This window comes from Variovorax sp. GW458-11-26-14-LB1 (assembly GCF_059423965.1).
In genome coordinates, this window is the sequence record NZ_JBWKYW010000006.1 from 40,093 (window position 1) to 52,976 (window position 12,884).

The window sequence follows — 12,884 nt, forward strand, 5'->3', positions numbered from 1 at the left end:
CATTCGAGACGCCCGATGAAATCCCTTCCCCAGCCAAGAAAGGCGCCGCGCCAGGCGCGCTCCCAGCAGATGGTCGAGGTCATTTTGGAAGCCACGGCTCGCGTTCTGGGAGAACGCGGCTATGCCGGCACCAACACCAACGTGGTGGCCGAACGCGCCGGCGTGAGCGTGGGCTCGCTCTACCAGTACTTCCCGAACAAGGACTCGCTGATCACGGCGCTGCACGAGCGACACGCCGCGCAGATGTACGCGGTGATCGACGAGGTGCTGGCCGCCTCGCGTGCGCGCAGCCTGCGCGGGCGCGTGCAGGCCATGGTGCGCGCGCTGCTCGCGGCGCATGCGCTCTACCCGGCGCTGCATCGCGTGCTCGAAAAGGAATTTCCCTTCTTCGATGCGCCGCGCGAAGAGAGTGCGGCCGATCACGACATCTTCCGGCGCGTGCGCCAGCTGCTGGACGAGCACCGCCCCGAGCTCGCGCCGCGCAACCTCGACCTCGCCACCTGGGTGGTGCTGCAGATCATGGAGACGCTGGTGCATGCGGCCGTCATCGAGCCGCCCGCGCAGTTCGAGCCGGCCGCGCTCGAGGCCTCGATCGTCGATGCGCTCATGGGCTATCTCTGCGGCCCGGCCGGGCGCTAAACAGTGGGATCTCATGCGTGAACCTCCAGGAAGACAGGGACAGACACGGAAACACGTCCCCTCCTGCGCATGACAAATGAAAAGGAAAAATGGGAAGCCCAACCGCGCACGCCCTGCACCGCGCGGCTCCAATCTGGCAAAGGTTGTGCGGGTACTGAGCGGATTCGGCCGCATCCGGCCTAGACTCCCCCGCATGAACGCCCAGCCCTTCCTCCACACCTCGACGTCCCGCCCCGGCGGTTGCACGCCTGCGTGGGCGCGGATGACAGCGGCGGCCCAGCAGACGCCCGCACATTCCTGAGCCCGGCGGTCCGCCTCTTTCCCCCTCTCTCTTTTCAGCGCAAACCATCGACCGCCGGGCACCTGCCCCGCGCGGCTGCGCCCCCGTCATCCGGGGTCGCGTTCGACTGGAGTGCGTCATGCATCATCATCAGGTTCAGCGGGAGCACGCCCTTCCCGGAGGCGGCGTCGCATCCAGCACGCCGTCTTTTCAATCCATCCTCGCCGTCACCGACCTGACGGCGCGCGGTAACCGCGCGGTCGAACGCGCCGCCCTGCTCGCGGCCGAGCACGGCGCGTTGCTGAAGCTCGTCTACGCGCCCGCGGACCTGGCGCCGCTCGCGCACGCCGAGGCGGCGACCGCGCTCGCGGGGCTGGCCCGCGCCATGGCCTCACGCTTCGATGTGCTGGTCAAGCAGGTCGCGGGGCCGGGCGGCGGCCTCGCGCAGATCGTGGACGAGGCGCGCTACGTCGATCTCGTGGTGCTGAGCCACGAACGCGACCGCTCGCCCGCCGCCTTCTTCACCGGCCAACCCGTGGAGCGCCTGTTGCGGCAGCTGCGCTGCCCGGTGCTCGTGACGCGGCTCGACACGCGCCTGCGCTACAGCCGCATCCTCGTGGCCGTCGACTTCACGCCCGCCTCGCGCGAGCTCGTGAGCCTGGCCCACGGGCTGGACCCCGACGCCGCGCTGGAGCTGTTCCACGCGCTCAACACGATGCACGAGAGCAAGCTGCGCTACGCCGAAGTGTCCGAGCACGCCATCAAGACCTACCGCCACGACAGCATGCGGCAGGCGCGCGAGCGGCTGTTCTCGCTCACCGACTCGTCCAGCGCGCGACGCAACCGCGTGCTCTCGGCCATCGGCCGCGGCGACCCGGCGCGGCAGGCCACGGTGCAGCAGCAGCACGCGCGCGCCGAGCTGCTGGTGGTCGGCAAGCGCCGCGCCCATCCGCTGGCCGACTTCCTGTTCGGCAGCGTGGCGCAGCGCGTGCTGCGCTGGGCCACGGGCGACGTGCTGGTCGTGCCCGCCGACCGCCGTGCCGACACCCCGTCGCTCGTCATTTCGAGGAAGCTGCAAGATGTTCGCTGAAGACCCCCTCACCAAGTACCCGCTGCGCCAGTCGCTGCTGCCCGGCGCCGAAGGCCTGGCCGTCTTCGCCCAGCGCGGGCCGGTCGACTGGCTTTCGCGGCCCGACCAGTACGTGTTCATCTGCGAAGGACGCGGCGGCCGGATCTACGCGGCGAACGAGGCCGCGCTCGAAGAAGCCCAGCAGCTGATCCGGGACGCGCACGGCGACCAGGTCGTCTCGCGCGAACCCGAGATCCACACCTTCGTCGATCCCGCGCTCGACGCGGTGGTCGAGCCGATCATGTTCCTGCGCCTGAAGAGCCCGCGCGCCTACGCCACCGTGCTGCGCGACGAGCTCGACCGGCGCCGCGCGGACGTGAAGGAAGAAGACCTGCAGCGCCACGACGTCGTGATCCGCGCCGAGGTGCGGCTGGCCGACCTCATGGGCTACGCGAAGGCGGCGCTGGCGATGTCGAACGGCTCGGCGGTGATCTGGAACTGGCTGCTGCGCTACGGGATGGCCTGAGGGCTGCGGCCGGGCGCCTTCTCCCCTCCCACAAACCCGGTAGCCGGATTTCGGCCGGCGCGGCTAGATTTGCGGCATGGCCGACAACCCGCTGTTCCTCTTCTTCACGATGACCGAGAAATTCTCGGACCACCTGACCGCGACCGGCGCCTATCCAGAGAAGTTCGTGCTGAACCTTGCGCAGCACGACACCTACCTGCGCGACGTGGCGCTCTTCAACGCGGGCCGCCAGCGCCCCCTGGACCCGGCCTTGCACATGGGCATCCGCATCGAGATCGATGCGGCCTCGCCGGGCGTGATGGTGGCCTCCGACGGCACGCAGATCCTGCTGCTGGGGTAGCCCTGCGCTGCGCTTGAATTTCCGCAGCCAGCAAGGGCGCGAACCGGTCAATGACCGGACAGGGCGCCCGATCAAAACCGGCGCACCGCCGGGCAAAGGCGGCTGACGAGATCCTCCGCAGAATCGGACTCCCCTCGGAGCGACGCGCATCGCCAAGCGTCGATCGAAGTCCAAATGAACCTGAATCTGGGAACTGCTGCGTTCTTCACGGCGCTGGCGGAGTTTGTCCTTGCCGCCGGCATGCTGGCGCTGTGGGCGAAGGGACGCGCGCGCTATCTGCTGGTCTGGGGCGTCGGCTTCCTTGTCTTCGGGATCGGCGCTTTGCTGCTCATCCTGCGGGACAGGATCCCCGACTTCTTCTCCATCCTCCTCGGGAATTTCCTCACGACACTGAGTTCGGTCCTGTTCTACGTGGGCATCTGCCTGTTCTTCGATCGGCGCCGCGCGTGGCTGCCCTGGATGGCAGGGGTACTGGCGGTGGAAGTGGCCTTGCTGGCCTGCTTCTCCTATGTCACGTACGACACCTCGGCGCGTGTCTACGTGTACGGCGCGGCCCAGTCCGTGATCGCCCTGATGACCCTTCAGGCACTGTGCACGATGGGTCGTGGGCACGGGGGAAACAGCAACCCTGAAGTGGTCGTCGTCGCCTTGCTGGCGCTGCTGGTTCATGGTGCACGCTTGGTCGGCACGCCCTTCTTTCCCGTGCCACAGGATTTTCTGGCGTCGGGCAATTTCCAGACCCTGCTGGCCTTCGGCTTGAAGTTGACCCACATCGGCTACGCGCTCGCGTTCGGCAACATGCACGCCGCCGCCTTGCATGCCGATCTGCGCGCGGCCCTCGCCCACATCGAGGCCAAGGCCCATCAGAAGGTCGAGATCCTGGGCTACATCGGCCACGACTTGCGCGCACCGCTTGCGACGATCGGCGGGTACGCGTCTCTCCTGCTCGCCGATGCGCACGACACGCAGCGCAAGCACCTGCTGACCATCCAGCGCAGCGTCAAGTACCAGCTCCACCTGATCGACGAACTGCTGGAGTACGCCAAGGCAGAGCTGCAACCGCTGACGGTCCACCCCGTCACCACCGACCTGCCGCGCCTGCTGGACGACATTTCCGACTACGCCGTCGCCCTGTGCGCGCAGCGCAACAACCGCTTTCGCTACCGCCCTTCCGAGCGAATGCCCCGAGAGATCGGCCTGGACGGAAAGCGCATGCAGCAGGTGCTGCTGAACCTGCTGTCCAACGCCGCCAAGTTCACGCGCGACGGCGTGGTGACCTTGTCGGTCACGGCCAGGCCCGAAGGGCGCGCCTGTGTCTTGAGCTTCGCGGTCAGTGACACCGGGATCGGCATCGACATGAGCCGCAACATCGACATCTTCGGGGCCTTCCAGCAGATGCACCCCGCGAGCGGCAGCACGGGATTGGGCCTGTTCATCGCACAGCGCATCGTCTCGGCCATGGGCGGAACGCTGAGTGTGGCCAGCGTGGCCGGTCAGGGTGCGACGTTCTCCTTCACGCTGTCGGTGCCGGTCGATGCCTCCGACGCGGACTGGCCCGTCGTCGCGCAGCGGGAAACAGAGCCTGGCGAGCCATCACCGACGCCCGCGATGCCCCGACATGCCATGCCGGGGAATCACGCCCTGGACGAGCTCGCCAGCCTGGCGCTTCAGGGCCGCGTCACGGACATCGAGCACTGGATCGAACGCCACGCCGACGAAGCCGCCTACGCGCCGTTCCTGGCTCTGCTTGTCGACCTGCTGGAGCGGTTGGACCTGCGCGGGATTCACGCCTTAGTGAACCGCCGCGCCCCGTCCTAGATGTGCAGTGCCGCCAGCGCGCCGATCGCCACGCCCGCGACGGCCACGCCATACATCGCGCGCTCCAGCCATTTCTTCCGGGTGAGCAGCGCAATGGCCGCCAGCGCAATGGAGACCTGCAGCACGGTAGTGGCCTGCGCCCAGCGGTGGTGCTGGTGCATCTGCGTCTCGGACTGCGCGTCCCAGCGGCTGGCCTCCTCCTCCAGCTTCTTGGCGGCGGCCTGGATCTCGGTCTTCTCCTGCTCGTAGCGGGTGACCTTCACCTGCCAGCCCTGGCGACGGCCGTCGTCGGTGGCGGTGTCGCGTGCGAACTCCGCCAGCGCCTGCTTGGTGCTCTTCGACTGGAAGTAATTCCACTGATTCGAAGCCTCGGTCTTCTTGATGGCCGCGTTGTTCTTGTAGAGGCCGGCGTTCGCCTGCGTGGCCCCGCCCATGTACGCGAAGATCGCGCCCGCCGTCGCAATGGCAGCGGTGCTCACGGCGATCTTTCCGGTCGTGCTCATGCCCTTGCCTGAGGAGGCGGCACCGTCATGGCCGCGGTCGTGACCGCCGGAGGCGGCATGTTCGAGTTCGTGATCGTGCGGACCATGCACGTGAAAGCCGTGTCCTGACATGAAGTTCTTCTTGGCGTAGTTGTTGGAAATCTTGAGGGCGCGCGAGTATGCCCGGACTTCATGCGTTGATGGCCCGGGGAAAGTCCTGTCGGCCCTGCGGAGGCGCAGGGCTCGCAGGCAACCGCCGGGAGCGCGTGGCTGCGCTCCGGAAACGCGCTGCGCTCAGGTCAACCGCGCGTGCATGCGAGCCGGGCCTGGCAGCAGATCACTGATGCCAGGCCCGGCAGATTCGCAGGGATCGACGTTCCCGATGTCAGTCGCGATCCTCGTAGTAGCGACGGTGCTGCTCGCGCTCCCACTGCCGGCGACGCCATTCACGGCGCTCTGCGCGGCGCTCCTCCCAGCGTTGCGCGCGACGCTCTTCCCAACGGGATTCAGGCTCGTAGTAGACAGGTGCCGGGGCGGAGTAGACCGGCTGCGCGGGCTGGTAGTAGGTCGGGGCGGGCCTCGAATAGACAGGCGCCGGCTCGTAATAGACCGGTGCCGGCTCGCTCACGACCACGCCAGGCAGGTTGACGCCAATGGACCAGCTGGTGGCCGCACTGGCCGATGCAGCGGTGAACAAGGCTGCGGCAGCAACGAGACCTGCGAAACCCAGCTTGAGAGTGGCTCGGGGAAAAGTCATTTCATCTCCTGGAGGGCGAGAAATAGCCCTGATGCACAACCAACGCCTGGCCTTGCGGCGCCGCGTACATCGCCACGGTGAAGAACGTTCCCAAATGTCACGCTGCCAGCTGGTAGTGGTGGGGTTAGCCGGAATCCCTGGAACAAATGCCAATCCGCGCCCAAGCCCCGGAGCAAAACAAAAAGCCCCAGTAGCAGAACTGCTACTGGGGCTTGTGTTTGGCGGAGTGGACGGCCGCCAAATTATAAATCCAGCACCACCCAATAGCAACCACCAAAGTACAAAAAACCTTTGGCTGCAAGCACTTACAAAAAATCCGGCATCCAATAACACCCAAGCAGGCTTTTGGCATCCAGCTTAAATAATGGGCAAAAACATAGGCAGGTTTTTAGGGCTGCATTTGGTAAAATTGGTCTACCGAACAGTACCGCAAAGAGCTCCCACCCAATAAGGTGCAGCTACGCCCAAAAACATGACCCGCCACAACCTTTTAACCATTACCAGCATCCGAACCAAAGCAAAAAAGCCCGGCTACCACCTCGACGGCCGGGGCCTGTATCTCAGGGTGGCCCCCGGAGGTAGCCAAGCATGGATCTTGCGCTACTCCTTCCTCGGCAGCACCCGCGACATGGGGCTCGGCTCCCTGGCTGACGTCAGCCTAGCCCGCGCCCGTGAACGTGCACAGGAACATCGTATTCAGATCGCGGAGGGCATTGACCCAATTCAGCACAGAGAACAAAAGAAAACAGAACTCAAAGCCGCCGCAATTCAATTGGAACAGGCCAGCGTGACGTTTAAATCCTGCGCCGAGGAATACCACAAGACGCATGCCGGTGATTGGAAAAACGCCAAGCACGAGAAGCAATGGATCACTACGCTGACCACCTACGCTTTCCCGCATTTCGGGAAGCTACCTGTCCACGAGGTTGGTAAACGTGAAATTCTCAAGGCCTTGAAGCCGATTTGGCAGGACAAGGCTGAGACGGCTGACCGTCTTTTGCAAAGAATCCGCAAAGTGATCAATTACGGCGCGGCCAAAGACTATTGTCGTGGCGTCGATAGCGAGTTCTGGGAGCAGGTCAGGATCGCACTGGGCGCCAACGAGAAGGCTCGCAGGGTCGAGCACCACCCATCGTGCCCGCATCCGCAAATCGGGGCACTGCTGGCACAGGTGCAGGCCAGTACGGCAACCGCCACGGTGCAGCTGGCATTCGAGTTCGGCGTGTTGACGGCTGCCCGTTCGGGCGAGATTCGCGGGGCCCGCTGGTCGGAGCTCGATGCCACGCTCAGCAACTGGACGATCCCCCCGGAGCGCATGAAGGCCGGGCGCGAGCACCGCGTGCCCTTGTCGGGCCGAGCCACCGAAGTGCTGCGCGCGGCGCTCGCCTTGCAGGCCGAACGGGAAGCAGAAGGCCACACGTCGGCAAGCGACGCCGGTACTAACGATCTGGTGTTCCCCTCGCCTCGCGGCAAGACCTACAGCGACATGGTGTTCACGCAATTGCTGCGCCGTCTGGAGCAACCGTACACCATGCACGGCTTTCGCGCGACGTTCCGAACCTGGGGCATGGACAACACGCAGTACCCCGCCGAGATGCTGGAATTCGCACTGGCGCACTTGGTGGGTGACCAGACGGTGCGCGCCTATGCCCGCAGCGACATGGTGGAGAAGCGCAGGCAGCTGATGGAAGACTGGGCGGCCTACGTCGCGCACCAGATGCATCCAGCCACTGACTCATGATCCGCTGGTCGATGACTCACGCCCATCACGGCATGCCACCGAAGCCGCACTAATGCCGAGAAGTTCGCTATCCAAAAGATAGCAGACTTCCATGATCGAGCCGTTGCCAGATTTGGTCCGGAAGTTGTTGCATTCAACCGCGTCGCGCGTTTCGTTGCCGGGTCTAACCGCTGGCAACATGCTCGCGTCAGCACTTGTCCGGATGGTTCGGTTCCGGCTACGAGCGGCCTTCCTGCTCTTCTTGGACCTTCACGACTTCCCCTGCAGCGCGTTGAATCGAAGCAGGGCTCAATCTCGACTGCAGCCGCTCGCATGCAGCAAGACCGTCCACAATCAGTCCCCTTGCCGCCCCCTCGATTGCGGTCTCAGCCGACAGCCCCACTAGCGCTTTCGCAGCGTTGTGCACGGCGCACAGATCGGCATCATCCCCATCAATTCCAGCGTCCTCGCACGCGGAGACAACCCCATAGATGATTGCCCCGGCTTGCTGCACGAGTCTGCGGATATTCATGCTCGCAGCATCGTCAGGCGCCGAGACAGCGAAGTGAAGGCGCTGAAGGCTCAGGTTGACGTTGACAGGGTGTTGATGGCCCCCTAGAGCCAGCGGATCTCGATGACTCTGCCCCGCCGAGTGGCCGGCAAGTTACAGCTCACTAGCTCCTAGGCCACTTGTCATTGTGGGTCATGATGGAACAGTTGCCCTTACGGCTTTTCCAAGTCTCGCAACCAATGTACTTGAAATGACCGGTGCCACTGCATGTATAGAATTTTCGTGTAGCGCCCGGGTTCAACTCGTTAGTGCCGCAGTTGCCGGTTCCGTTCTTTCGTTCGAAGCACACTTGAGCGGAGACAGGCGCGTCGCAGGTATTGGTGACCGCCACAGTGAAGTCGTCTTCACGTCCGCAAGACCGATCATCTGCCTGCCGAACACGTAGACATTGAGTCCAGGTCTTTGAACTATCGGCTGCGACATCTACTCCTTCGCCACGTGCAGCCGCGGGTAGCGATGCGGTGGACCCAGCGGACATGGTTGACTGTCGGTCGGATCGGAACTGCTGGTTCGTCTGAGCTTGCTGAGGGGCACCTGAATTCCGCATGCCGGCCGTTCCAGGCGACGTTGGACCGCTGCCAGACGCGGGCTGATCCGGTTCGACCGCCTTCGTGTGCCGTGCGGGCGGTGACGCATTGCCGGGCTGGTTGGCGGAGGCCGAGGCCACGGCGCCGCCCGGCTGCCGGGCGATGGCCGCGCTGTATGCGCAGAGGTTCAGCCCGAAGGTGGCCGCATCCTGCTTCATGCCCCCGGCCTGTGCAATGGACAGGGCTTCGCGGAGGGTGTCGCGCATCGCGCTCAGGGCAGCGGCGGTGGCCCCGGTATCGACACCGGGCGGGTGCAAAGCCCCCCTGATCACCGATTCCGGCGCCCCCATCCGCCGCATCACGGCCTGTTCGGCTGCACAGTCGGCGCTGCCCACCAGCGGCTGCGCACCGGCGGGCGTACCCGCCGCTAGGCCCAGGCAGAACAGTAGCGCGCCCGCACAAGCGGTGCGCGGCAGGCCATCGACTGTGAAGTTGAAGTTTGGTGTACCGCGTGCTTTCTGGCGTGGAGGCATGGCTGTTCTCCTTGGGTCTGTCAAGGACGTTATCGGGTCTTGCCGGTTTTTGCGGGTTCTTCCTCGACCTTGAACATCGTCATGACAAAGGAAATCGCGCCACGGTTGGCGAAGAAAACGTCGTTGACATGGGCACTGGCCTTCTCCGAATTGGTCACGGCCTCTTGCGTCGAAGGCATTGTTTTTCTGTTCTCGCCGAGCCGGGTCTCGACCTCGCTCAGGGTGCGCTTGAACCTTTCGTCAAACCCATCGGCCACCTTGCCCTCGGAGACCACCTTCGTGATGCAGACCGCCTTCTTGGCGTACTCATCCGTTTCTTCGGGGAAGGTCGTTCCGCTGATTGATTTCTTTGTCAGCAAGTCCATCAGCCTCGTGCTCAGTTGTCGACCCGACCTTCCCATCGAGCCTTGAAAATCATCCCGCCCTCCGCCCTCGTTGGCCATGGCGAGAATGATTCCGTCGGCCTCCCCGTCGCCGTCGCACCTGATGCGTGAATCCGTGCCGACGAACCAATCCATCGGCTGTGCCGCTGCAAGACAGGACACCCCGAAGGCAAGCACGAGAACTGGAACCCGGAATTTCATGCCGCTGCTTGTTCGATGAATTGGAGTCTGACCCCGATCTCTGACGATTTCTGCAAGAATTCATGAACTCCCGACCAAACTGAGTGACATGCCCAGTTTTACCGCCCCACTGTCAACACCGGCTCTGGCATTTTTTCGTCGGGCCGGTACAGCTTTTTGCATTTCGGGTCGGCGTCTACAGTGCCTTTGAGGGGTTCGGGATCCGTATTGCGGCTACGCTCCCCATACCATTCGCAGAGGGTCTTGTAGTTCAGTTGATTCATTTTCCACATTACCGCGACAAGTCCTGATTTATCCTTCTTGGAATAACTCTCTTTTTGCTCTTGCTCGATCCTTGACCAATTGATCTCAGAGGTCAGGCCAACCTCCAAGCTTTGCATGACATGGCCATTGTTCGCGCGATTTTCTCGGTATACCGAAAGCGCCCCATCAATGGCCGCTTGGCGCGACGGAGCAGCATAGCCGACATACACCCCAATGTCGTTTACTCCTGGTCGAGCGGAAGTAATGAACGCAAACCAACCAAATTTGAGTTCGACGTGGTTTAGACAGTCATTTCTCCGACCAGCCATGCAATCGTTGAAACCTCCATACCCACTGTACAGTCGTTCCCCTATCTGTATTGCTTCGGCTTTGGATTTCGCCACGATCCACTGTGGATTGGCAAGTGTTCCAATGTCGAATGTGTACAACTGTGCGGACTTGATGTGCTCATAGCCTTTCGGCGGCTTCAACACTGCATTCTCCGGCGTCAGCCTTCGCCCCTGCGGCGTTGGCGCTAGAGCCGGCGAAGGCTTCACTGGTGAGGCGGGCGCATCAGCCTGCCTCACGGGTACCAGCACTTGTTCGCGCGCTTTTGGCTGAATGGCTAGCGAAGCATCCAACTGGTTGAACAAATTTCGGCAAAGAAATTCACCTATGCAACCGTTGCGGTACGTGTAGGAGTCTTTTCCTCTGCGAACCACACCTTCCCAGCGGCCGTTCACCATACGGCCCACTTCGGGAATCTCATGAGGAATAAGTTCACCTTGAAAATTTATGGATAGTCCCAACAGATCTCCATATCCGTTGAGTGGTTGACCCGCAATGCACTCCCCAGACCATTCGTAGGTTTTCTTGTATCTTTCCATCTCATCAAGAAAATCCGCACGACCCGTGCCGTAATAGAAGCAACCATTTTTCAATGTCCAGCGCACCATCACCTCGGGAAACTTGCTTCCAGAAACCTGAAACAGACGCTCCATCTTGGGGGCCTGTGACAAACAAGGCATCGCCAAGCTTGACAGGACAAGAGCAAGCAAGATTTTGCAGGACGCGGCTGAATACACCTTTGCGATTGTTTTTCCAGCATCAATTGAATAATGGTTCATGAAAAAACTCCTGGACACTTTTGAGCCGTTGGGAATTTACAACCCGATCAGGCAACTGATCGGGTTTTCTTCGAGAACTGACCCACGCGCCCTGAATTTTCGGGTGTCAATCACGAACGCGCGCTATTTCAGAACGGGAGGCGGGCTGTTTTCTTGGGCGCGCATGAACGGAATTGACGCGTTCGTTTCACAGAGTGCTCCTTCAAACTGAGAGGAGACGAGGCGCGGATTTCGATTGAGGAACTTCACGAACTGGCCTTGTTTGCCGCCCACGCTGCAGAAGCTGCGGTAGAGCATGTCCGGTTTGCACACTGTGCAGTTCACCTGTCCTCGGTCACGTCTGTCAATTTTCGCGATCAAACCGGAATAAACGAACTGAGCAACGGTGTTGCCTCGAACGTTTTCGTACTCCCGAATCGCGGTACTAATGGCTTCCTCGCGGGATCTTGCCGCATAGGCCCAGACTCTCTTGGCGTTGTCCGAGAGATGTCCGGGGTACTGCTCGCTTTCGGCATATGAATCTATGAATGCAAGCCATCCAAAATCAAGGGCTAGATAGTCCTCCGTTTTCCCATATCTAATTGCCCGCGCCAAGTTTGAATATCCATACTCTTCTTCGCCTGCTTTGGCCGCTTCCTGGGCGCTCGTTGCGATGATCCAACCAACGTCTCCGGAGGTGAAATTGAGGTCTCTATGCGCGTACAGCGTTGCTGGCTCAATTGCACGCCCGCCTGATCTTTGCGGCGTCAATGCACCTTGCGACGCACGAACCACGAGGCCGGAGCCACCATCTATTTGCTGTCTGGTGCTTTGTCCAGGCGTAGCTACTGGGATGCTGGCGGGAGTCTGAGGCGTGCCGATGCTCCCTCGATTGCCTTGTGGGGCGCTTGAGGGACTGGGGCCCGCCGTCTGTCGTGCCGTAGTAGCAGCTAACGGATGATCGGGGAAGCGGCTCATCAGGGCGCGTTGCACATCACGGGCTCGAGCGACGTCACCCTGGACGTTCAGTTCGTCGGCCTTGGCGAAAAGCTGGCCGGGGTTCATGGTCTGGCTGTCAGGGGGCTCAGCGAAAGCGGTCTGTGCTGCGACCGGTCGCGGAGCGTTGGTGATTGGCACAGCAAACGAACGAGGACTACCGGCGGGCGCACGGTTCGCCTCTGCGACGATACCTGCGATCTGTACGATCTGACCTGTCCAGAAAGCCACCCCCGCTGCCCGCGCCTGCTCGGGATCGAGCTGTGACGAAGCCCCTGCATAGTCGGAGGCTGTCACCCCTGTCATCGGACCTGCTACCGAGCGAGGAGCGGCGCTGTCCTCGCTGCGCGGCAAGCTTTTCCATGCTGGGGGCGCTTCCTTGCCTGAAGGCGCAGGCTCCTCCGGTGATCCGGCGACATGCTCAGGCACCGGTCCGAAGATTTCATGGCGCATGCCCGGTGGCATGGTCATGGCCTTGGTCAGCCATTTCTGTAGACGCACACAGTCGGCCAAGTCATCGGGATAGCCAGGCCAGTAGTCTGTGCACTGCGCCTCTCGATCCAGGCAGACCTGCAGGTAGCGCCTCTGCTCGTCCGACAGTGTGCCAGCGCAACGGCCAACGTCGGCGGCCATGGCAGCCATCTGAGACATCAGCAGCCAAAGTGCGAGCCACCGTACGATGATCTGCATCTA

Annotated in this window: 13 protein-coding genes; 6 read left to right on the top strand and 7 right to left on the bottom strand. The window is 62.5% G+C overall.

Annotated features, from left to right (window positions below):
* Positions 1-15: 15 nt before the first annotated feature.
* From AC07YS_RS06210 to AC07YS_RS06230, 5 genes are all read left to right on the top strand, one after another.
* Positions 16-639, top strand: a complete 624-nt coding sequence (locus AC07YS_RS06210; RefSeq protein WP_495267553.1) for a TetR/AcrR family transcriptional regulator — start codon at positions 16-18, stop codon at positions 637-639.
* Between the two features lie 419 nt (positions 640-1,058).
* On the top strand, positions 1,059-2,009 hold the full coding sequence (locus tag AC07YS_RS06215; protein ID WP_495267552.1) for a universal stress protein: 951 nt from the start codon (positions 1,059-1,061) through the stop codon (positions 2,007-2,009).
* On the top strand, positions 1,999-2,514 hold the full coding sequence (locus tag AC07YS_RS06220; RefSeq protein ID WP_354343854.1) for a hypothetical protein: 516 nt from the start codon (positions 1,999-2,001) through the stop codon (positions 2,512-2,514). Before AC07YS_RS06215 ends, AC07YS_RS06220 begins: the two co-directional genes overlap by 11 nt.
* A 76-nt stretch (positions 2,515-2,590) precedes the next feature.
* Positions 2,591-2,854, top strand: a complete 264-nt coding sequence (locus AC07YS_RS06225; RefSeq protein ID WP_495267551.1) for a hypothetical protein — start codon at positions 2,591-2,593, stop codon at positions 2,852-2,854.
* 174 nt (positions 2,855-3,028) lie between these two features.
* The gene (locus AC07YS_RS06230; RefSeq protein WP_495267550.1) at positions 3,029-4,672 is read left to right on the top strand and encodes an ATP-binding protein; all 1,644 of its coding nucleotides are present in this window, start codon (positions 3,029-3,031) and stop codon (positions 4,670-4,672) included.
* Here the strand turns inward: AC07YS_RS06230 and AC07YS_RS06235 are convergent.
* Positions 4,669-5,286, bottom strand: coding sequence for a DUF4337 domain-containing protein (locus tag AC07YS_RS06235; protein ID WP_495267549.1), 618 nt, complete (start codon positions 5,284-5,286; stop codon positions 4,669-4,671). The two genes, AC07YS_RS06230 and AC07YS_RS06235, sit on opposite strands and share 4 nt — an antisense overlap.
* Positions 5,287-5,539: 253 nt before the next feature.
* Positions 5,540-5,911 (bottom strand): hypothetical protein, encoded by a 372-nt coding sequence (locus tag AC07YS_RS06240; protein ID WP_070062418.1) that lies wholly within the window; start codon positions 5,909-5,911, stop codon positions 5,540-5,542.
* Between the two features lie 472 nt (positions 5,912-6,383).
* On the opposite strand from AC07YS_RS06240, the gene AC07YS_RS06245 reads away from it, so the two are divergent.
* A complete protein-coding gene (locus AC07YS_RS06245; protein WP_495267548.1) occupies positions 6,384-7,652 on the top strand; it encodes a tyrosine-type recombinase/integrase in 1,269 nt (422 codons plus the stop codon).
* Between the two features lie 217 nt (positions 7,653-7,869).
* On the opposite strand, the gene AC07YS_RS06250 is transcribed toward AC07YS_RS06245, so the two are convergent.
* The 5 genes from AC07YS_RS06250 to AC07YS_RS06270 form a co-directional block, all read right to left on the bottom strand.
* Entirely contained in the window at positions 7,870-8,163 is a 294-nt protein-coding gene (locus AC07YS_RS06250) for a hypothetical protein (RefSeq protein ID WP_495267547.1), read from the bottom strand.
* 142 nt (positions 8,164-8,305) lie between these two features.
* Positions 8,306-9,262 carry a hypothetical protein gene (locus AC07YS_RS06255; RefSeq protein ID WP_495267546.1) on the bottom strand — a complete coding sequence of 319 codons (957 nt, stop codon included), beginning with the start codon at positions 9,260-9,262 and terminating at the stop codon, positions 8,306-8,308.
* A 29-nt stretch (positions 9,263-9,291) separates the two neighbouring features.
* Positions 9,292-9,846: a hypothetical protein gene (locus AC07YS_RS06260; protein ID WP_495267545.1), complete on the bottom strand. Its 555-nt coding sequence runs from the start codon at positions 9,844-9,846 to the stop codon at positions 9,292-9,294.
* A 98-nt stretch (positions 9,847-9,944) separates the two neighbouring features.
* Positions 9,945-11,216, bottom strand: coding sequence for a hypothetical protein (locus AC07YS_RS06265; RefSeq protein WP_495267544.1), 1,272 nt, complete (start codon positions 11,214-11,216; stop codon positions 9,945-9,947).
* Between the two features lie 123 nt (positions 11,217-11,339).
* Positions 11,340-12,881 (bottom strand): hypothetical protein, encoded by a 1,542-nt coding sequence (locus tag AC07YS_RS06270; RefSeq protein ID WP_495267543.1) that lies wholly within the window; start codon positions 12,879-12,881, stop codon positions 11,340-11,342.
* Positions 12,882-12,884 lie beyond the last annotated feature (3 nt).